This window comes from Lacticaseibacillus suihuaensis, from assembly GCF_054785075.1.
The window spans coordinates 16,700-36,722 of the sequence record NZ_BAAGBJ010000007.1 but is presented as its reverse complement, the minus strand read 5'-3'; the positions used below and the strand labels follow the sequence as shown (position 1 = coordinate 36,722).

Sequence of the window (20,023 nt, the reverse complement as noted above, 5' to 3'; positions counted from 1 at the left end):
CCGATTGATCAAATTCATCCCGGCCCCTCCTTCTCATGTTTCCATTAGATTACCATGTGATTAATTAAAACGCAAGCGCTGTCGCAATGAGACGATTCACCGAATGTGCCGAGTAGGACCGTCGTGACCGTGCCGCGAGCGGCGGCCGGTGGTCATTCGCCTGCCGACCGCCGCCGCAAGCCGCCTGCCGACCCGACTACCGCGTCAACCCGCTGGTCACCCCAGCCGAGAGCCGCCGGCGCCAGGCCAGCATCCCCAGCCCGAACACCATGGTGACCGAGCCGAGCACCGCGAAGTAGGCCGCCTCGTGGCCCGGCCGGTACAGCGTGACCAACAGCGCGGCCAGCCCGTTGCCACCGGCCTGCGACAGCGCATAGACGGTCACCAGCTGGGTGGTGAAGGCCAAAGGCGCGATGCGCGTCGCCATGGCCGTGCCGATCGGCGAGGTCAGCGCCTCGCCCAGCGTGATCAGCGCGTAGAAGCCGACCAGCCACAGCGGCGACACCCGCACCCCGGAAGGAAAAAGCGCCAGTGGCACCGCCATGAACAGCGGCCCGAGGCCCCACAGCACCATCCCCAGGCCAAACTTCACGGTGTCGCTCGGCTGCCGACGCCCCAGCCGCGTCCAGGCGACACTCGCCGCGGCGCCGAACAGGATCGCAAACACCGCCGGCACGGTCTGGAAGCCGGCCGGCGTCAGGTGTAGCCCAAAGTAGGTCAGCCGCACGGAATCCGCCGCGTAAAGCGCCAGGATGCCGGTCGCCTGCCCGTAAACGGCGATGCTGATGGCGTTGCCGATCATGAACACGACGAAGTACCGCACCCGCCGGGCCTCGCTCGCGCTGGTTTTGGCCGAGTTCACCATCACGACGGCGTAACCGATTGGCAGCGCCAGGCTGAGCCAGCCGATCACCGTGGTGACGCCGGCCACGCTCAGCCAGCGGTTGCTTGCCGCCACCGCCGCGAGCAACCCGACCGCGATCAGCACGGCCGCCGCCCCGGCCAGGAGCCGCCGCCGGGCGACCGGTGGCAGCGGATCGACCGGTGTTAGCCCGATGCTGCCGAACCACCGCCGCTGCCCCCACCAATACGGCATCAGGCTGAGCAAAAGCGCCGCGGCCGCAACGGCAAATCCCGCGTGGTAGCCGAAGCGCTGGGCTACGACGCCGGTGAGCAAAGGCGCCGCCGCCCCGATGTTGGCGGTGATGTACAGCAGCGAAAAGGCCGCGGCGCGTTGGGGGCTGTCGCGGTCGTACAAGGCCCCGGCCAGCGCGTTGAGGCTTTGGCCACAGACCGCAGAGCCGCAGACCTGCAACGCCAGGCTGCCCCACAGCAGGGCCGCCCCGCCGCCGGGCACCGCCAAAAGCGTCACCCCGGCCGCCTTGATTAAGTTGCCAGCCAACACCAGCTTGCGCATCCCCACCAGCCGGTCGGCCGCAAAGCTGCCGGCGGTGCCGGCGATGAACCCCACCGTGGCGAACACCGCTAGAATCTGCGTCGCGGCCACCCGGTCGAACCCAAGCCCCGCACTCGGCGCCGCGTAGAGGTACAGAATCAGAATCGCCGACACGCCGTACGTGGCGAAGCCGGTGCCCAAAGACGTCGCCGCCAAGGAATAAAAAGCCGGCGGTTGACCGCCTCGCGCTGTTTTTGCCACCATCATGCCTCCTTGCATCTTGGCCATTTTACACCCAGGTGACAAAAGTGGAAGGCGACTGTCACCGGTTTGCTAGTGACGCCGGCGCCAGGTCTGGTAAGATGGACTCAGACAAACACAGATGGGAGCGTCTCACTTATGAAAAAAATTCTCGCCGTCATCGGCATCGTTATTGTTTTTGCCGGCGGCTGGTTCGGCTACAAGTACTACGCCAGCACCTACGCCGGCGCAACCGGCTACACCAAGGTGACCACCACCCCGGCGCGGCACAAGACCACCGACGACTCCGGCAAGGTCATCGCCGGCTACTACTCCTACGATTACAGCTTCACCTGGGCGCTGAAGGACGGCACGACCAAAACCGTCAACTTCGAACTCTCCAGCAAAAACCCGCAACCTTACGCCGAGGGCAAGTACCTCAAGGCCGAGATCTCCGACAAGCGCGTGATCAAGGGCCCGTCTTACGTCGACGAATCCGCGATTCCGCAAAAGGCGCTGGACGCCCTCAAGTAACCCCAAGCGGTGCTGCCTCGTGCGGCGCCGCTTTTTTGACTGCCGGGCAACCGCAGTGGTCTATGCCTGGCGATCACGGTTGGTAGGCACGTCGTTCATTGGTGGGTACAACTTGTGGCTTGCTCAGGAACCCTTTACTTGTCCACCGTTCTGCGTTAAAATGACCACGTCATTGCATAACATCCCACTGCCGACCACCCCCCTAACCAATCCCCGATTGGTCTTGGTCGTCAGCGTCCAGGAAGGCCTGGAAATGAGTTGACCCGAAAGTCCAACAGACGGTGTTGGACTTTTTTTGTGGCAATTTTGGCGACCGGTGCCGAAATTCCGGGTTCACAGGCGTATACTAACCGTTAACGCACAACCGGGAGGACGACGACATGTGGGGAACGATTTTTAACACCGGGATGATTCTGGTCGGCAGCGCCTTGGGGGCCCTGTTCAAAAAAGGCATCGGCGATAGATTCCAGGCCAGCCTGATGCAGGCGATGGGGCTGGCCGTGATGCTGCTCGGCGCCAACGCCACCGTGCAGGCGATGCCCAAAAGCAAGTACCCCGTGCTGTTCTTGGCCAGCATGGCGATCGGCGCCGTCGTCGGCCAGGCGCTGGATCTAGACACCCGCTTCAACCGCCTGATGGCCAAGGCCGGTGGCCAATCGGCGCTGGCCCAGGGACTCTCCACCGCCATCCTGCTGTTTTGTATCGGCACCCTGTCGATTGTCGGGCCGATGCAGGCCGCACTGAATCAGGACTACACCTTCTTGTTCACCAACGGGACGCTCGACTTGATCACCGCGGTGGTGCTGGCCTCGACCTTTGGCTTTGGCATCGCGCTGGCGGCGCCGGTGCTGTTCTTGTGGCAAGGCGCGATTTACCTGCTGACGCTTTTGGCGGCCGGTGCGATTTCCTCGGCGCTGCTCACCGAGCTGTCGGTGGTCGGTGGCATCCTAATCTTCGCGTCCGGCATCAACCTGCTGCACCTCGCCGACATCAAGACGCTGAACCTCCTGCCGGCGCTGGCGGTGCCGCCGCTGTTCTTCATCGTGCTGCACTTCATCTAACCGCATGCACGGCAAAAAGGCCGGCCGATTCGTTCACCATGGTGGTGGAATGAATCGGCCGGCCTTTGGCGTGGCGGGAACGGTCGCCGGCCGCGTTCACGAGGACGACTGGCGGAAGCGGCGTCGCGGCGCCAAGCAGCGCCAGTGGGATTGGCCGCTGCAACCGGTGCCGGCCGCAACTGGTGCCGCCCGGTGCCGGCCCAACAAGTCGCGGCCCTACTCCCGCACATCCAGCCCCAGCACCCGCACGGCGAGGTTGGCCGCCTGCTGCGGCGTGACGATGACGCCGCGCAGCTGGCTGGGTTCGACTTCCAGGGTCTGGAAGCGGCAGTCGCGCAGGTCCAGACCACGCAGGCGCAGGCCGGCGAGGCTGGCGCGATCGAGGTCGCAATCGCTGAAGGTGACGGCCTTGAGCTTGGCCGCGTCCAGCGTCGCGGCGACCAGGCGGCAGCGTTCGAACCGCACGTTTTTGAGCGTCGTCTCCGCCAGGTTCACCATCTCCAACTGGCAGTCGCGGAAGGTGACGTCGGCCAGGTAGCTGCCGGCCAAAACGGTGCCGGTCAGCCGGCAGCCGGTGAAGGCCACCCGCAGCAGGCTGGCCGACCCGACGTCAGCGTTGGCCAGATCGCAACCGGTCCAGACGGTGTCCGTCGCCTCGAACCGCGGGAGGTCGGCGCCGGCCAGGCCGAGGTGGTCGACGGCGCTGTTTTCCAGCGTCGCGTGGTGAAGGGTACCATTGGGAATGACTTCCGGAACCATTTTTACCTCAGTCAGCAGGTGGTCTTCGGCCGCCAGCAGGTCGGCCCAGCGGCGGTCAACCAGCGCCGCCGCATCGACGCGCGGTGCGGCAATCAAATCAGCACCCCGTCGCAATGCGCCACCTCGTGTTGAATCACCTGGGCGAGAAAACCGCTGAAGGCCTGCGTCTGCGGCCGGAACCGCTCGTCTTGGTAGGCGACGGTGATTGACTCGTAGCGCTCGGCCGGCCGCTCGCCGCTCAAGGACAGGCACCCCTCCTGGGTCTGGTAGGCGCCGGCTCGCTTGGTGATGCGCGGGTTGACCAGCACCATCGCGCCGGGGCCGACCGCAGCGATGATCATGCGGCAGTCGGCGCCGATCATGTTGGCGGCCATCCCCACGCACCCGGCGCGGTGGGCCGCCAGCGTGTCCTTGAGGTCCTGGATGACGGCGCGGTCGGCCGGCGTCGCCGGTCGGGCCTTGCGCTGCAGAAAAAGGGTGTCGCGGTTAATCGGTCGAATCATGATTGTGCCTCCTGTCGGGTTCGCCCCATTGTACCACGGCGGCTGGCCTCGCGGGTCGCGGCAAATAAAAGGCCCGACCGCTGGGGCCGAGCCTGTGTAAAATCTGTGATGACAGTGAATAGGCTGCGCGTGTCGGTCCCTTAGCTATCGATGATCATTAATTCGAGTGGCCGCATCGCGATACACACGCTTACCATCTCGCTTGCCGATGGCAACAATGTCGATAACCTGAACGACCCCGTTTTCGGCCGCGCCAAACACAACCCTCAGGCCGAGCCGTTTGTTCTTGAGTTTCCGATACCCTACAAGATCTCCAACCAATGGCTGGCCGGCTGCCATGCCCAGATTGGCGAGACGCACCAACGCCTTATTCACAAAAACAAGCTGACTGCCATCGAGATGCTCGTACGCTTCTAGCGCCTCGTCAAAAAATACAATCTGATACGGTGGCTTCATTATTCCCACCCGTCATCGGGATCAATCTCTTTCGGTAAATTTTTAACGACCGCCTCGATTGGCGTCCGATGACCATTATCACGACTTAGGTTGAGTCGTGCCTGCTGCTCCGCCTGCAAATCCAGGAGAAGTTCCTGATCCTCAACCAGCTCACGATACTGATCCGGCGTCAGCGTCACACTAATGGCCTTGCCACGATTCAAGACGTAAACACCTGTGTTGAGCTTTTCGGCAAGTTTAGCAACCTCTGCAGGACTCTTCTTAACATCTGTCGTGCTGACCGTTGGCACATCCAATATTTTCACGCGAATCACCTCAAGAACATTTTATCACGTTTTTAAAAAACTTTAAACAGTCTTTTCAAAGTCCTTTTCCAGAATAAAAGGCCCGACCGCTGGGGCCGAGCCTGTGTAAAATCTGTGATGTAAAATTAACGGGCGCCTGCACGGGCGGCCTGGTTCACGCGGGTCGCCTAAATGCGCCGCGCTGCGCTCTGGTTTCGTCGAGCTCCGCGCGGCAACGGCGGCCCGTCCAGCTAAGGCGAGCACCCGGGCCAAAGTGCGGCCCAAGCGCCCGCCTTACGCTAGCCGGCCGCCTAAATGCGCCGCGCTGCGCTCTGGTTACTTCTTCAGCAGCTTCTCTGCCAAGGCCTTGATCTCGTCATCGCTTTGGTCAAGCAGTGGCTTCATGGTCTCTTCGGTCTTGATCGTGTCCTTGCCGTTGTGTTCCATGTAGTAATCCCACAACGCATCGCGAACAGGAAGCTCGCTGTCACTCCAGTCGAACACCGCGTTCATCGGCTCATCAAGCACCAAAGTCTTCTCAACATCTTCTGCCATGATTCCTACCTCCGTTGTTTTCTACTATATTTTCGAACACCTTTATTATAACGCAGAAGTCGGGCGGTGACGCAAATTTTTAGCACTTTATGGTTAAGAGTGCTAACCAACGATGCTCAAACGTGCGTCGCCGACCGCCGCGGCGGTACAATAAGGGGCGAAGGGGGCGCATCAGCATGGCAGACACTATTTTGTGGGTGGCCACCGGCTTTTTGGCCGTGGTGCTGGCCACCACTGTCGCAATCTTCCTGAGCCGCGACGGCTTCTTCGAACGCTTCACCACACACAAGGCGGTTCGGCCCAATCCAAAACGCTATGGGGCATGGCACCGGGACCGGCGCCGCCGGGTGTGAGTGCTTCGGCGCGGCGGTTGGCCGCGCTTTTTTTGCATGCGCGACCAATCGCCGCGGCCGCTTGACTTTTGTTAGCGGGAGGACAAGACTGGTTATATTTCAGAAAAAGAGATGACCCGGCTTGAACGTCCTTCGCAGCACCTTCTCCTCCCTGCGCAACCCCAACTTCCGCTACTTCTGGCTCGGCCAGCTGCTGTCGGTGATGGGCACGTGGATCCAACGCACCGCCCAGACCTGGTTGGTGTATCAGATGACCGGCTCGGCGCTTTTGGTCGGGATTCTTTCGGCCTGCCAGTTCGTGCCGATCCTGGGGTTGACCCTGATTGCAGGCTCTTTGATCGACCGCTTCCCCAAGCGCCGCATCCTGATGATCACCCAGACCGGCTTCCTGCTGCTGGGCGTCATCATGACCTTGATCGTCTACCTCAAGGTCGTCGCCTACTGGCAGGTGCTGTTGATTGCCATCGGCTACGGGGTGCTTCAAAGCTTCGACACGCCGACGCGCCAGTCCTTTGTGGTCGAGCTGGTCGGGCAAAAGGACCTGATGAACGGGATTTCTTTGAACTCGACCGTTTTTAACTTGGCCAAAATCGCCGGTCCCTCGATCGCCGGGGTGCTGATGGTGCAGTTCTCCGTCGGCTTCTGCTTCCTGGTCGACGCGATTTCCTACCTCGCCGTGCTGCTCGGGCTGTTTTTGATTCACCAGACCCACGCGGTGGCGACGCCGTCCAAGCAGCGCATCTGGCGCGACGTGCTGGACGGGCTGCGCTACGTCTGGACCCACGCGGAGGTGCGACTTTCCGCCGAGATGATGCTTGTGGTCTGCACCCTCAACTACAACAACAACGTGATCATCCCCATTTTTGCCAAGGAGGTCCTGCATTCCGGAGCCCAGACCTACGCCAACCTGCTGTCGGCCACCGGTGTCGGCAGCCTGGCCGCCGCGATTCTGCTCAGCTACCTGTCGCGCTACGGCCTGCAGCGCAACCTGTACGTGGCCGTCGCCGTGGCGACCGCCACCCTGCAGGCGGCGATGATTCTGGTTCACAGCTATGCCCTGGCCGTCGTCGTGATGGTCGCCGTCGGCTTTTGCAACATGGCCTTTCTCAACCAGAGCAACGCGAGCTTCCAGTACGATATCCCGCACAACCTGCGCGGTCGCATCATGAGCGTCTACGTGCTGCTCAACCAAGGCACCACGCCGATCGGCAGCCTCTACGTCGGCGGCGTGATGGACGTGGCCGGCGGCTTGTGGGGCTTTCCGTCCTGCGGCTTCCTAGCGCTGATCCTGCTGGTGCCGGTACTGTGGTACCACCGGTCGCTGATTCACCAGTGGCGCGTGGCCGCGGCCCGACGCCACAGCCACGCCTGATTGATTGATTTTCCAAAACGCCTCGCCACCTTGCGGCAACAGCCGCCGGTGACGCGGCGTTTTTTAGTGCGACCGGCCACCGGTGACGTAGAGGTCTCGGGCCATGCGCTTGAGCGAGCGAATGATCGGGTTGGCCGATTCCTCCTTGAGGTAGACCAGTCCCATCGGCAGCGCCGGCTGCTTGCCGGCCAGCGGAATGCCGCGCAGCGTCGAATCGGCCAGCGAGTCGAAGAACGACCGCGGCACGATGGTCACGCAGCTTTGCTGCTTCACCTGGTCGATGCAGGCGTGGTAGCTTTCAAGCGTGTAGGTGTAGCTCGGCGCGATGCCGGCGAAGCGGAAGAACTGGGTCACCGAATTGTTGATGTAAAACCCGTCGCGCAGCACCGCCAGCGGATGGGCGAGCAGCTCTAGGGCCGACAGCTGCGCCACGCCGTTGAAGTTCGGATCCCCCACGCGGGTGACGGCGACCAGGTGATCGATGAACACCCCGCTGGTCTCAAGCGTCTTGGGCACCGTGTCCAGGAAGCTGAAGCCGACCGTCAGCGAGCGGTCGGTCACGCGCTGGATGATGTCGCGGTTGAAGGTCTCGGCGAAGGTGAACCGCGCCTTGGGGTAGGCCGCCTGCAGCTCCTGGCTCAGCGGGAACACCAGGTGAACCCCCGACGCGCCGATGGTGAAGCGCTGATTGTTGGCGCTGTTGAACCGGTACATCAGCCGGTTGGTTCGCTGCACCTCGTCAAAAATGCGCGTGGCCGACAGCGCCAGCTGCTCGCCGGCCGGCGTCAACCGGATCTGGCGCTTGGAGCGGTCGATTAGCTGACAGTTGTACTCCGCCTCAAGCTGGCGGATTTGGTTCGACAGCGACGGTTCAGAGATGAACAAGCTCTCCGCGGTTTGCCGGTAATTCAAAATCTTGCTGAGGGCGAGGAACGATTCCAGCGTTCGTAAGCTCAATGGTGACAACCCCTTCCACATCTGATAGCTTCATCCTATCATACTGATTCTGCTTTGGTCATTGTTAATTATTGAGCAACGCCGTATCTTTGCCTTGTTGAGTGAAATCATTCACAGAATTTGTTCGTGCGTGACCGGCGCCTGATCAACGCCGCCGCGCCGCCATCATTTGCCCGGTGCCGCGGGTTGCGGCGTCGGCACACTTGTCACCTCAAGGAGGACAATCAATGAATGAGTTGAAGCAGTACAAACCCGGCGACTTCTGGCAGCGCCTGCTGTCGGCCGTCGCCATGGCCATCGTGGTCGGGGTCACCCCTTCCGCCATCGTCTCGCCGTTCATCTCCGGACTCGCCTCGACCAGTCCGTTTTGGGCCGCCATCAGCACCGCCACCAGCCTCTGCCAGTTCTCCGTGCCGCTTGCGGCCGGGATCCTGGCGGCCACGCGCTTCAACCTCACCATGGTTGAGTCGGCCTCGGTCGGCCTGGCCGCGATGATCGGCAGCGGCGCCATCGCCGTCAAGAACGGGACCTTCACCCTGGTCGGCATGGGCGATCTGATCAACACGATCATCATCATCGCCTTGACCATCGTCGTGATGTTTTTGATTCGCAAGCGCGTCGGCAGCTTCGCCTTGATCGTCGACTCGATCGTCGGCGGTTCGCTGATGGGGGCCTTTGGCACCTGGAGCTACCCTTACGTTCACATGATTTCGACCTGGATCGGCAAGCTGTTGAACACCTTCACCGACCTGCAGCCCGTCTTGATGTGCCTGCTGCTCGGCACGGCCTTCGCGGTGTTGATCGTCACCCCGATCTCGACCATCGCCTTGGGCTACGCGATCGGGCTCAGCGGCCTGGCCGGCGGTACCCCGAGCGTCGCCATCACCGCCTGCTTCATGTTCGTCGGCATCGCGACCTACAAGACTAACGGCATCGGCCTGTCGATCGCCATGTTCTTCGGCTCCGTCAAGATGATGCTGGCCAACTTCGTCAAGCATCCCCGCATGATGATTCCCATCGCCGTGGTCGGCGCCATCGGTGGCTTGACCAACGCCTTGCTGTTCAAAATCACCGCCGTCGCCCAGTTCTCCGGCTTCGGCCAGCCCGTCGCCGCGATTCACGCCTACGCAACCGTCGGCGGCAGCGCCTTGGTGAAGCTCCTCGTGGTCGCCTTGGCCTACTACATCCTGCCCTTGGTCTACTGCCTGATCGTCTGGGCCCTGTTCAAGAAATTCCTGCCAAACATTTACAACGAGGCCGACTGGAAGGTCGACCTGAGCAAGTAACACGGAAAGAAGGAACACATGATGAAAATCGCAATCGCTGGCGCCGGCGCAATGGGCAGTCGCTTCGGAAAAATGCTCCAAGATGCCGACCAAGACGTCACCTTGATCGACAACTGGGCCGCCCATGTCACCCAGATTCAGCAGCGCGGGCTGCTGTTTCACCTGCCGGAGGGCGACGCCACCGTCGCCTTTCCGGCCTTCACCCCGGCCGCACTCAAGCCGCAGCATTTTGACCTGATTATTCTGTTCACCAAGGCCATGCAAATGGCCGGCATGCTCGAAGACATTCAAGGCGTGATCGACCAGGACACCAAGATTTTGGTGCTGGCCAACGGCATCGGCAACGTCGAAACCATCGAGCGGTTCGTGCCGCGCAAGCAGATCATCGCCGGCGTCACCGTCTGGTCGGCCGAGCTCGACGGCCCGGGTGAAGTCACGCTGACCGGCACCGGCTCCGTCAGCCTGCAGGCCGTCGCCCCGGATGCCGCCAACGACGCGTTTTTGACCCAGCTGGTCGCGGTGATGAACCAGGCTCACCTCAACGTCACGGTGTCGCCGAGCGTCATCGAGGCGATCTGGAAGAAGGCCGCCTTCAACAGCGTCTTGAACACCTACACCAGCCTGATCAGCTGCAACGTCGGCGAGTTCGGCCGCTTCTCCCACCGCGACGCTCTGATCACCGCCACCCTGCACGAAATCGCGCAGGTCGCCGCCGGCCTCAAGGTGCCGTTCGACGAACCCGCGACCCTGGCCCTGATCATGAGCCAGTTCGCCCCGGGCCAAAACGGGGCCCATTACGCCTCGATGTACCAGGACCTGGCCAAACACCGCCTGACCGAAATCGACTACCTCAACGGCTACGTGGCCAAAAAAGGCGCCGAGCTCGGCATTCCCACCCCGATCAACAACACCCTGACGGCGCTGATTCACTGCCGCGAGGAGCTCAACCAGATGCAGGCCAAGTAGCTGCAGCCCAACAGGCGCCGCTGCCCATACGGGTGGCGGCGCCTGTTTGCACGTTCTGGGGGCGACCGCGACTGGCGGCCGTGGCCTGCGGCCGTGACCGCGTGGCCCGGTCGGCCGCCGGTTCCATCCAGGCCAACTGCCCGTTTCACCTGGTCGGCCGCCGGCTTCACCTGGCCCGGCTGCCGGCCTCAGTCCAGAATTGCGAAGCCGTAGTGGCGAATGTAGCGCTTGAGCAGCGCCAGGTAGCGCGTGGCGGTCGGCGACAGCGCCAGCTGCTTGCGGCGCAGGTAGCCCAGGGTGATCGGGTCGGCGATGGCCAAGGGAATCGCGACGATTTTCTCGTCGTTCAAGTCGCTTGAGATGATGCCCGAGCTGATGGTGTAGCCGTTCAGGCCGACCATCAGGTTGAAAATGGTGGCGCGGTCGGACACCCGCACGTGCGTGGCATGGGCCAGGGTGCTTTGGATCTCCTCGGCGAAGTAAAAGGAGCTCGCGTCGCCTTGCTCGTAGGACAGGTAGGGGTACGGCGCCAGGTCGGCCAAGGTCAGTTGGCTTTTGGCCGTCAACGGATTGTCGCGGCCGACGAAGACGTGCGGTTGGGCGACGAACAGCGGCGTGAAGGTCAGCCCCTTTTCGGCAATCAGCCGGCGCATCACCGGCGCGTTGAAGCCGTTGAGGTAGACGATGCCAAGCTCGGACTGGCTGGTCTGAATGTCGGCCAAAACGGCGCGGGTCTGGGTCTCACGCAGCGTGAAGTCGTAGGCCGCCCCGCCGATTTCCTTGACCAGCTCGACGAAGGCGTTGACCACGAAGGCGTAGTGCTGCGCCGAAACGGAGAAGTGCTGCTTGCGCCCGTTACCGCGGCGAAAATGGCCGTCCAGCAGGTCGACTTGGTCCAAGACCCCCCGGGCGTAGTTGAGAAACTCCCGCCCGGCATCGGTCAGCGTGATGCCGACCTTCGAGCGGTAGAAGAGCTGAAGCTGGTACTCTTTTTCAAGCTCCTTCATCGCCTGCGAGAGGGACGGCTGGGAGATGAACAGCCGCTTGGCGGCCTCGTTGATGGAACCGGTGGCCGCGATGGCCTCCAGGTACTCGAGTTGTTGAATGCGCATGGTGTCCTCCTTGCGGCACCGAACCGCTCGCCGGCTTGACGCGCGGTTGATGCCGACTCGTTATAGGCGCTGCCTATTATAGCATGAACAAAGCGGGTATTATCTATTTGTTGCGGTGCCTGCTAAGATAAGCCTAAACACATTGCGATGGAGGACTCGCTCATGACTCAAACCCGTTTTCAGATTGTCGGCTCGCTGCTGCGGCCGGCCGCGCTGCTCGGCTACAAGGACCAGATCGAACACCGAGACGACATCACCTACCCGTTTTACACTGATTTTCCCGGCTACCAGGCAACGGAAACCGCGGCGATTCGAGACGTCGTGGCCAAGGAAAAGGCGCATGGCCTCGACGTCTTGACCGACGGCGAGTACTCCAAGTCGATGTGGCACCTAGATTTTCTCTGGGGCTTTGGCGGCATCCAGCGCAAAATCGTGGACCACGGCTACCGCTTCGAGGACCACGACGGCGGTGACTTCGAGACCAGAAAGGACATCGGGCTCGCCATCACGGCGCCGCTGTCCGGCAAGCACCACCACTTCATCGACGTTTTCAAGGCGCTGAAGGCCCAGGCCGGTGGCACCGCGGTCAAAACCACGGTGTGGGGGGCCGCGCATGCCTACACCGAGCTGACCTTCTTCGATCACCTGTACGGCGCGGGGCAGGTCTACGAGACCAAGGCGGCGCTGAAGGCCGGGCTGATCCACGCCTACCAGGAATTTTTGACCGAGTACAAGGCCGCCGGCGGGGAAATCGTCCAGTTCGACGACTGCCTGTGGGAGCTGTTCTCAAGCGACAACCCGTCCGGCTTCTACGCCGCCAACGGCGAAAACATCGAGGCGCTGGCCGACGAGTTCGTCGCGATCAACAACGCGGTCTGCGACTTCGGCCACGCGCTTGGCCTCAAGGTCTGGACCCACAACTGCCGCGGCAACTACGCCTCCCGCCACGCGGCCGGCGGCTCCTATGCGACCATCGCCAAGAAGTTCCTGGGCGACCAGCACTACGACCGCTTCTTCCTGGAGTGGGACGACGACCGCGCCGGTGCCATCAGCGCCTTGGCCGCCTTGCAAAACCGGCCGGAAGTCGAGGTCGTGCTCGGGGTCCTGAGCTCCAAGACCAGCGCCTTGGATGACGAAGACCGCGCCTTGCGCCTGCTGAACCAGGCCGCCGCGATCCTGCCCAAGGACCACCTCTACCTCTCCCACCAGTGCGGCTTTGCCAGCTGCGACGGCGGCAACGAGCTGACTTCGGCCCAGCAATGGGCCAAAATCGACCAGGGCCAGCGCCTGGCCAAGGCGTTTTGGGGCGAGGCCTGACCCAGATCACCCAATCGCAACCGCGGGACGCCGACTCGTGGCGCAAAACAAGCGGTCAAGCCCGTAAAGGCCTGACCGCTTGTTTGTGCGGTGCGTCATTTCACGATGTAAATCAGGTGGCCGCTGGCCGTGCGGCGGCCCGGGGCCGTGACGGTGAAGCCGACGCGGTGGCGGCCGACCGTCAGCATCGCTGGGCGGTCGCGCTGCGCAAGCTTGACACCGTAAGTCAGCTTGGCGCTACCGGGCGCGGCCGCGCCGTCCCCCAGCACCGCGACCTGGTGGCCATCGACGGTCAGCTTGCCCGTGGCCTTGGCGGCGAGTTTGGTCACGGTGACGCTCAGGTCCCCGGCCGCCGCCGTCGCCCCGTCTGCCACCGGCTGACCGCCGATAGTGACCTTGACGGCCGGCAGCGCAGTCGCGGCCTTCGGTGCGGTCGCGGCCTTCGGTGCGGCGGCCGGCTGGCGGCAGGCCGTCAAAAGCAGAATTGGCAACAGTAGTAAGCCATACTTGAGGTGAGTCATCGCGTTCCCCCAGGGAATTTTCGCCCATTGTCCCACCGGCGCAGCCCGGCCGCAAGCGCTTTCTTATCGGGCAACTCAAAAAAGGCCGCCACCGCAGTAGCCGCCCTTGAAGTGTGTGCGTCATACTCCCGTGCTGCACCGCCCCCACGGCGTTCAGTACAGGCAATGGTAATCGTGTTCGTGCTGACAGCTTACACCCCGTCTGACGGTGGCCGCCGGCACAACTAGTATGCCCCGTACACAATATTCTCACTAATGCTACCACAAATGTGACACGGTGTCTGTTTCTTTTGTGGAGTATTTTTTACAAATCAATTGTGAAAAATTGTACTAGTAAAACGATGGCTTGGCCCCGTCCGTGTTCGGCTGGTTGACGCCCAGCGACGCGCGAACGTGCTGCGTCGGCGCCTGGATCAGCTTGACGATCAGATCCGCGATGCTCTTGCGGGACACCTCGGTCCCCTTGAACGCCTCACCCTTTTCGGTCAGCTCGTAGGACACGAGGTCCTTGTTGGACAGCCAGGCCGGGCGAATGATGGTGTAGGCCAGGTCGCTGGCCTCGATCACCTTGGCCGCCGCGGCGTAGGTCTCCAGGTAGCCGCCGTCGAGCATCTGGTGGTTCCACTTGCCGTAAGCGCCCGGCACCTCGTCGTAAATGCCCAGCGTCGAGATCCAGATCAGCCGCTTGACGCCGGCCTGGTCGAGCCCGGCGACCACGGCCTGGGCCTGGGCCTCGATGCCGCGGTTGCCGAGGTTGGCGTAGACGATGTCGGCGCCTTGCGCCGCCTTGGCGATGGCGGCCGCGTCGGTCGCATCGCCTTCCACGACGGTTTCACGCGCCGCATCCTGCACGGTCAGGCGCTTGGCCTTGCGCAAAAAAAGCGTGAGCGTCGCATCGGTGTCCTTGAGCAACTGAGCCTCCGCCAACTGCGCAATCTGACCGTTGGCGCCAAGAATCAAAACTTTAGTCATATGATAACTTCCCTTCCGTTCTTACATGTTTAGCTTACCACTATGGATTAGTAAGTAAACGGACAGATGCCGGCAGGTGTCCGGCGCCGCGCTAAGCGGAGCCCGTGAGATTAACCCCCGACGCTAGACCCGAACGTCAATGCCGCCCGACCGGAAGGCCTTTTGGCGCAAAAAAAACAGGCGGCCTCACGCGGTGAAGTCGCCTGTTCGTGCAGTCGTCACGCCTCTTGCTTCATCACCGGGCCGGCCGCCTGACCCAAGAGGCCGGCGAAGCTGCCGTCCAGGAAGGTGCCGAGGTGCGTCTCAAGCGTCGCCACCGGCACCGGCTCAGGCGCCGTCAGCCAGCGCCTGAGCGCGTCCACGAAGGCCGTGCTCAGCATGTCCTGCAAAAAGCGCCGGTAGTCCGGGTCAATCGTGAGGTGGTGGGTGCGGCTGAGGTCGGTCAAAATCGCCTGGATCATGTCGCTCAGGTGGCCGCGAATCACGTCCTCCGGCGCGTTTTGCTCGTCGATGGCGATCACGATGCGGTAAAACCGCGCGTTGGCCGCAAAGTAGGCGAGCATCGTGTGCAGCGTCTGCGGCCAGTACCGGTAATGCCCGCAAAAGGCCGCCGCCGCGTCGATTTCGGTGCGATAGATGTGGCCGAGCACGTCGAACTTGTCGCGGTAGTAATCATAAAACGTCTGGCGCCGCAGCCCGGCCTGCTTCATGATGCTGGTCACGTTGATGTCCGCAAAGGGGACCGTGCCGACCAGCGCCTTGGTCGCCTGGGCAATGCGTTCTTTCGTCTCTTCCGTCATGCCACACCTCGTGTTTCACTGTGCCAACGTCACCGGGTTGCGCCGCCGTTGCTCACGCCGCCGCCGGGCCACAACCCGGCAGCCTCACGCCTTCAGCGCCGCGTGTACCTGCCGCTGCAAGGCCGGCACCACCGTGGTTTCGAACCAGGGATTCTTGGCCAGCCAGCCGTAGTTCAAAGGCGACGGGTGAACCAGCGGGAAGTACGGCGCGTAGTCTTCGAACTGCCGCACCGTCGCCGTCAGGCTCTTAGCCGCCCGTTTTTTCAGGTAGAACTTCTGCGCGTAGGCGCCGACCAGGAGGATCAGCTGGACCTTGGGCATCAGCGGCAGGAATTGCGGGTGCCACTTGGCGGCAAACCCCTTGCGCGGCGGCAGGTCGCCGTGGGCCCCCTTGCCCGGGTAGTAGAAGTCCAACGGCATCACCGCCAGCTTCCCCGAGCGGTAAAACTCGTCATCGCTGATGCCCATCCACTGGCGCAGTCGCACCCCGCTGGGGTCGTTCCAAAACACCATCGAGGACTGGGCCTTGTTGCTCGGGGCCTGGCTGATCAAGAGCATCGTCGCGTCCGGGGTGATGTGGTAAAGCGGCCGCATCCCGGCCAGCGTGAAGGCGCGGTTTTGCGGGTCGGCCTGAATCGCCGCGTCAAGCGCCGCCAAGCGCCGAGCCGCCGCGTCGCGCGTCGAAAGACTACGGTCTGCTTGGCTCAATCCAGCACCTGCTGCAGGTTGTCCTGCAGGATCTGGGCTGATTCCTGCAGCCGGCGCAGGTCGTCCGGGTTCAAGTCGAGCTCCAAAATCCGGTCCAGGCCGTTGGCGCCGAGCAGCACCGGCACCCCGATCGAGACGTCGTGGAGGCCGTACTCGCCGTCCAGGTGAACGGACATCGCAAAGGCCGCGTGGTCGTCGTTCAAGACCGCCTGGGTCAGGCGCGTCAGGCTGGCCGCGATGCCGTAGAAGGTCGCGCCCTTTTTTTGGATGATCGAGTAGGCCGCGGTTTTGACCCGCTCGCCGATGGCTTCAAAATCGGCGTCCTGGCGAGCGGCCGGGACGAACTCGCGGATCGGCTGGCCGCCGATGGTGGTGAAGTCCCACACCGGGAACTCGGAGTCGCCGTGCTCGCCCATGATGTAGCCATGAACGGCGCGAACGTCGACGTTGTAGCGCCGCCCGATTTCAGAGCGCAGCCGCGCGGAGTCCAGCGCGGTGCCGGAGCCCAGCACCCGGTTTTTCGGCAAGCCGGACAGGCGCAAGGTCAGCTCCGTCAGGATGTCGACGGGGTTGGACGCGACCAAGATGATGCCGTCGAAGCCGTTCTTCATGATGTTGGCCACCACGGACTTGATAATCGCCGCGTTTTTTTGCAAAAGCTGCAGGCGCGTCTCGCCCGGCTTTTGGGCGACGCCGGCCGTGATCACCACGATGTCGGCGTAGCGGCAGTCCTCGTAGTTGGCGGCGTAGATGTTTTTCTGGGCGACGTAAGGCAGCGCGTCGACTAGGTCCTCGACGTCGCCTTGAACGCGCTCGCGGTTGACGTCGATGATGCCGATGCTCTTGCCGACGCCGGTGGTCAGGCAGTTGAAGGCGTAGCTAGAGCCGATGGCCCCGTCGCCGACCAGGATGATGTTCGCAGATTTCATAGTACCCTCCTTGTGGCAAGGTTCACTTACCGGTCGATGCTTACCGGTTCCCCCAAAACTTGTCAGTTCAACGCCGCCAGCCGCACCGCGACCAGCTTGGCAATCAGTGCTTCCGGCAGCGGCCGGTCGTAAGGCAACCGCAACGCGCCCTTGCTGTGGCTGAAGCTGGCCAGCTCGGACGCAAGCGCCGCGAGCGGGGCGCTGGTCGGGTAGAAGCCGACCCAGCCCTTGAAGGCGCTGAAGTACACCAGCACCGGGCCCCCGGGCTGGCGCAGCGCCGGCATGCCGTAGCTGAAGGTCTCAACCGCCGCAGGCAAAAGTCGGCGCAGCAGCTCGTACAGCGCCTGCGTCTGCGGTCGCTGGGCCGCCGGCAGGTCGCGCAGGTAGTCCGTGATGACGCTCACCGTGCCACCTCCCACTGATTATTTGTAACCATCTCAAGCATGACGCCTTTCGCCCAAAAGTGCAAGCGAAGGCACCGAAAAATTCACCGGCTTGCGCGGCGACCGCCGCGCATTCTGCCCCGGTCGCCCGGGTAATTTCGCACCGCCACGTCGCAACCGCTCGGCCTTGCGCAGCAAAAAGGCCGGGGGCTGCGGCGCAATCACGCACATCCCCCGGCCGCGCCGAAGCCACCGGACTGTGTGAAGCCGGTGGCCTTGGCCTATTCGGTTACGTTCCTGGCTTCGTCTTACCGTGGTGGTGCCACTGCGCCCAACGGTTCCGGTCATCCGCGCGGCTAACTCGCTTGGGAGTGGCGGTGGCCGGCCTGCAGCCGGTGGGGTGGTGCGAATCCGGGTCCCTGGTTTCCCCTCGTTTGATTCCGGGGTTGCACTAAAACTCTCGAGCTAAAAGCCGTGTGGCAATACACTGCGGCTTGTCATGGGTGGGGGCTGCGGTGCGAGCCGCAGGATGTGCCCCGCGCGGTGGATAACAAAGCAGCTGTGGCCTTTTGCTGCCTCCCCGTGCAAGAATAATCATTCGAGTGTAGCTTAACACCAGACCAATTTGCCGTCAAGCAATTCGTCTCGCCAGTCGTAAAAGCTCGACGTCCCGCGGCCGGTGCAACCAATTCGTTGTTTTTTCGATGCGGTCTAGCGCCACGCCGCCGCGGGAATGCCGACCGACACCAGCCACTCGGGATAGAATTCGGCGCGGAAGGTGTTACCCAAAAAGCGCATGTCGGCGACCAGCGCGACCAGCGCGTCGATCACGTGCTGGCTCGGCGCCACGGTGTAGCCCAGAATCAGCTTGGCCACCTCGTAGCTGGCCCCGGGGTTGAGGAACATGTCGGCGAGCGGCCGCTGCGCCATGTCGCGCCGCATTCGCCGGGCGAACGCGGCGTCGCGGTTGTCACCGATGAACTTGGCGTAGTTGGACCAGTCGAAGGCCATCATGTTCGCGCCGGTGGTGCGTTCGCAAAGAACGGTGCGGCGATACACCGCCTCGATCTGCGCCAGGTTCCCGGCGTTGTAAATAAAATCATTCATCGCCTTGGCCACGTTGTCCGGCCAAAACGTGACCGCCGCGGTGCCACTCAGCACCGCTCGCACCATCACGGGGTCGGCCGGTGTATCCGGCAAGATGCCCTCGTTGACGAACACCTGTCGCACCCCTTCTTGCTCAATCAGCGTCATCCAGGTCGGCATCCCGGTGTCGTGTTCGGCCACCTTGTGGATCAAGGCGGCAGCGTCTTGGGCCGCGAAGCGCTTGGGGTGAACCCGCACCTCCTGCAGCTCGTTTTGCAGTCGCACGTGCCGGTTCAAGGGGCTTTCCAGCCAGTTGGTGAACAGATCGGACTGCCCCAGCCGCTGGTAAAGCGCCAGCACCCGACCGAAGCCAAGGGCCGACTCGCCGTTTTCAAAGCGCGATTGCGTCGAGCTCGACCAGGCGACCGCGGCCTGGCTCAGCGTCAGCCCCAGCCGCCGGCGCAACACGCCGAGCTGCGGCCCGTCCGTGAAGCCGCGCCGGCCATCGAACACCAGCGTCGCATCCGCCGGCGTGTCGCGCAAGTCGGGGTTGTGATGCGGCCGCTTGCCGGCCACCCGCGCCTGCATCAGCGACCGGGCCCGGTTGCCGACCGGCGCATGCGCGTACTTGTCCGTCAGCGCCAGGGTGCGGGTCACAGCCGCCGCGTTGGCCGCACTCGGGTCCTTGGCCCAGGCGATGCCGCGGCGCAGCACCAAGCACTCGCACTGCCAGTTCACATTCGCCGGCACCCGGTCTTCTTCCTGCTGGGCCACCACCGCGTCCAGCTGGGCCAAAAGCCCCGCGTCGTTGCTTGCGATGATCGCCCAGCCCAGCGTGTCCAGCCGCTGGCGCAGCCCCCACCGCGGCTGACCTTGCTGCGCTTGCCCCAAGGCCGCCAGCCGGGTCAACAGCAGCGCCAAAAGCTCGCTGCTGGCAAAGGGCGTCACGGCGATCAGCAGGCTGGTCTGCAGCGTGTTCCACGAATCGGGATAGCGCAGCAAGTCGGCCACCAGCTGCTCCGAAGCCGGGGTCAGCTCGCGACCCGCGGCTTCGGGTTGCGAGCCGTAAGCGGCCACCAGCCGGGCGGCGGCCTGAAGCACGGTGCCGCAGTCGGCTCGATGCGCGGCCAGGTAGCGCTCCAAAAGCGGCGCGAGTTCGGCGGCGGCTTCTTGGTTCAGGAGGCTGGGCACGGCCAGCGGCCACGACCCTTTTTGCCGGTCCTGCCAGTACATCAGGTCATGCGCGTCCAGCATCAGGTTGTGCATCACCACCTCGGCGCTGGCCACGGACAGGTCGGTGGCACCGCGCTCAAAGCGCGACAGCCCCGCAGCGCTACCGCCGGCGCCGGCCGCCTGGGCCAGCGTGATGTTCAGCCCCTGCCGCACCTTCCGGAAAAACGCGCCGATGGTTTCGTCCTCTGCCATGCTTGCCTCCTCACCGGTACCGCGACCCAGTGCTTGTCGGTCCCTGCG

General features: G+C 63.2%; 22 protein-coding genes. 7 read left to right on the top strand and 15 right to left on the bottom strand.

Translation table 11 applies throughout. The annotated features are described in order from the left end of the window. Nucleotides 1–196: 196 nt before the first annotated feature. The gene (locus ACYVRZ_RS07580) at nucleotides 197–1,657 is read right to left on the bottom strand and encodes a peptide MFS transporter (protein WP_461226024.1); all 1,461 of its coding nucleotides are present in this window, start codon (nucleotides 1,655–1,657) and stop codon (nucleotides 197–199) included. Between the two features lie 138 nt (nucleotides 1,658–1,795). Here ACYVRZ_RS07580 and ACYVRZ_RS07575 point away from each other — a divergent pair, with 138 nt between their 5' ends. Together ACYVRZ_RS07575 and ACYVRZ_RS07570 are read left to right on the top strand one after the other, a co-directional pair. Beyond that, the gene (locus ACYVRZ_RS07575) at nucleotides 1,796–2,170 is read left to right on the top strand and encodes a DUF1093 domain-containing protein (protein WP_461226023.1); all 375 of its coding nucleotides are present in this window, start codon (nucleotides 1,796–1,798) and stop codon (nucleotides 2,168–2,170) included. 380 nt (nucleotides 2,171–2,550) lie between these two features. Beyond that, a complete protein-coding gene (locus ACYVRZ_RS07570; RefSeq protein ID WP_461226022.1) occupies nucleotides 2,551–3,231 on the top strand; it encodes a DUF554 domain-containing protein in 681 nt (226 codons plus the stop codon). 216 nt (nucleotides 3,232–3,447) lie between these two features. On the opposite strand, the gene ACYVRZ_RS07565 is transcribed toward ACYVRZ_RS07570, so the two are convergent. The 5 genes from ACYVRZ_RS07565 to ACYVRZ_RS07545 all read right to left on the bottom strand — a co-directional run bounded on the left by ACYVRZ_RS07565 (nucleotide 3,448) and on the right by ACYVRZ_RS07545 (nucleotide 5,788). After that, the gene (locus tag ACYVRZ_RS07565) at nucleotides 3,448–4,104 is read right to left on the bottom strand and encodes a pentapeptide repeat-containing protein (protein WP_461226021.1); all 657 of its coding nucleotides are present in this window, start codon (nucleotides 4,102–4,104) and stop codon (nucleotides 3,448–3,450) included. Further along, nucleotides 4,083–4,493, bottom strand: a complete 411-nt coding sequence (locus ACYVRZ_RS07560; RefSeq protein WP_461226020.1) for a peptide deformylase — start codon at nucleotides 4,491–4,493, stop codon at nucleotides 4,083–4,085. Before ACYVRZ_RS07560 ends, ACYVRZ_RS07565 begins: the two co-directional genes overlap by 22 nt. Before the next feature lie 144 nt (nucleotides 4,494–4,637). Next, nucleotides 4,638–4,949: a type II toxin-antitoxin system RelE family toxin gene (locus ACYVRZ_RS07555; protein ID WP_461226019.1), complete on the bottom strand. Its 312-nt coding sequence runs from the start codon at nucleotides 4,947–4,949 to the stop codon at nucleotides 4,638–4,640. After that, the gene (locus tag ACYVRZ_RS07550; RefSeq protein WP_461226018.1) at nucleotides 4,949–5,254 is read right to left on the bottom strand and encodes a type II toxin-antitoxin system Phd/YefM family antitoxin; all 306 of its coding nucleotides are present in this window, start codon (nucleotides 5,252–5,254) and stop codon (nucleotides 4,949–4,951) included. The genes ACYVRZ_RS07555 and ACYVRZ_RS07550 overlap by 1 nt, the downstream gene beginning before the upstream one ends. Before the next feature lie 315 nt (nucleotides 5,255–5,569). Continuing rightward, nucleotides 5,570–5,788 (bottom strand): P8 family protein, encoded by a 219-nt coding sequence (locus tag ACYVRZ_RS07545; RefSeq protein ID WP_276580142.1) that lies wholly within the window; start codon nucleotides 5,786–5,788, stop codon nucleotides 5,570–5,572. 176 nt (nucleotides 5,789–5,964) lie between these two features. On the opposite strand from ACYVRZ_RS07545, the gene ACYVRZ_RS07540 reads away from it, so the two are divergent. Further along, entirely contained in the window at nucleotides 5,965–6,141 is a 177-nt protein-coding gene (locus ACYVRZ_RS07540; RefSeq protein WP_461226017.1) for a hypothetical protein, read from the top strand. Between the two features lie 121 nt (nucleotides 6,142–6,262). Continuing rightward, a complete protein-coding gene (locus tag ACYVRZ_RS07535) occupies nucleotides 6,263–7,513 on the top strand; it encodes an MFS transporter (RefSeq protein WP_461226016.1) in 1,251 nt (416 codons plus the stop codon). Between the two features lie 63 nt (nucleotides 7,514–7,576). On the opposite strand, the gene ACYVRZ_RS07530 is transcribed toward ACYVRZ_RS07535, so the two are convergent. Further along, nucleotides 7,577–8,470, bottom strand: a complete 894-nt coding sequence (locus ACYVRZ_RS07530; protein ID WP_461226015.1) for a LysR family transcriptional regulator — start codon at nucleotides 8,468–8,470, stop codon at nucleotides 7,577–7,579. A 227-nt stretch (nucleotides 8,471–8,697) separates the two neighbouring features. Between ACYVRZ_RS07530 and ACYVRZ_RS07525 the strand changes: the two genes are divergently transcribed. Further along, nucleotides 8,698–9,756 carry a PTS sugar transporter subunit IIC gene (locus ACYVRZ_RS07525; protein ID WP_262315335.1) on the top strand — a complete coding sequence of 353 codons (1,059 nt, stop codon included), beginning with the start codon at nucleotides 8,698–8,700 and terminating at the stop codon, nucleotides 9,754–9,756. A gap of 18 nt (nucleotides 9,757–9,774) precedes the next feature. Next, nucleotides 9,775–10,722 carry a 2-dehydropantoate 2-reductase gene (locus ACYVRZ_RS07520; protein ID WP_461226014.1) on the top strand — a complete coding sequence of 316 codons (948 nt, stop codon included), beginning with the start codon at nucleotides 9,775–9,777 and terminating at the stop codon, nucleotides 10,720–10,722. A gap of 188 nt (nucleotides 10,723–10,910) precedes the next feature. Here the strand turns inward: ACYVRZ_RS07520 and ACYVRZ_RS07515 are convergent, their stop codons facing one another. Beyond that, nucleotides 10,911–11,834: a LysR family transcriptional regulator gene (locus ACYVRZ_RS07515; protein ID WP_461226013.1), complete on the bottom strand. Its 924-nt coding sequence runs from the start codon at nucleotides 11,832–11,834 to the stop codon at nucleotides 10,911–10,913. 162 nt (nucleotides 11,835–11,996) lie between these two features. Between ACYVRZ_RS07515 and ACYVRZ_RS07510 the strand changes: the two genes are divergently transcribed. Next, the gene (locus ACYVRZ_RS07510) at nucleotides 11,997–13,151 is read left to right on the top strand and encodes a cobalamin-independent methionine synthase II family protein (protein ID WP_461226012.1); all 1,155 of its coding nucleotides are present in this window, start codon (nucleotides 11,997–11,999) and stop codon (nucleotides 13,149–13,151) included. Between the two features lie 95 nt (nucleotides 13,152–13,246). On the opposite strand, the gene ACYVRZ_RS07505 is transcribed toward ACYVRZ_RS07510, so the two are convergent. From ACYVRZ_RS07505 to ACYVRZ_RS07475, 7 genes are all read right to left on the bottom strand, one after another. After that, nucleotides 13,247–13,672 carry a hypothetical protein gene (locus ACYVRZ_RS07505; protein WP_461226011.1) on the bottom strand — a complete coding sequence of 142 codons (426 nt, stop codon included), beginning with the start codon at nucleotides 13,670–13,672 and terminating at the stop codon, nucleotides 13,247–13,249. 330 nt (nucleotides 13,673–14,002) lie between these two features. After that, nucleotides 14,003–14,644, bottom strand: a complete 642-nt coding sequence (locus ACYVRZ_RS07500) for an NAD(P)H-binding protein (protein ID WP_461226010.1) — start codon at nucleotides 14,642–14,644, stop codon at nucleotides 14,003–14,005. A gap of 218 nt (nucleotides 14,645–14,862) precedes the next feature. Beyond that, entirely contained in the window at nucleotides 14,863–15,444 is a 582-nt protein-coding gene (locus ACYVRZ_RS07495) for a TetR/AcrR family transcriptional regulator C-terminal domain-containing protein (protein ID WP_461226009.1), read from the bottom strand. Between the two features lie 84 nt (nucleotides 15,445–15,528). After that, nucleotides 15,529–16,101, bottom strand: a complete 573-nt coding sequence (locus tag ACYVRZ_RS07490) for a uracil-DNA glycosylase family protein (protein ID WP_461226137.1) — start codon at nucleotides 16,099–16,101, stop codon at nucleotides 15,529–15,531. A gap of 47 nt (nucleotides 16,102–16,148) precedes the next feature. Beyond that, entirely contained in the window at nucleotides 16,149–17,081 is a 933-nt protein-coding gene (locus tag ACYVRZ_RS07485) for an L-lactate dehydrogenase (RefSeq protein WP_461226008.1), read from the bottom strand. Between the two features lie 62 nt (nucleotides 17,082–17,143). Beyond that, complete coding sequence (locus tag ACYVRZ_RS07480; protein WP_461226007.1) at nucleotides 17,144–17,485, bottom strand: iron chaperone; 342 nt, start codon at nucleotides 17,483–17,485, stop codon at nucleotides 17,144–17,146. A 690-nt stretch (nucleotides 17,486–18,175) separates the two neighbouring features. Beyond that, on the bottom strand, nucleotides 18,176–19,975 hold the full coding sequence (locus ACYVRZ_RS07475; protein ID WP_461226006.1) for a hypothetical protein: 1,800 nt from the start codon (nucleotides 19,973–19,975) through the stop codon (nucleotides 18,176–18,178). Nucleotides 19,976–20,023: the final 48 nt, after the last annotated feature.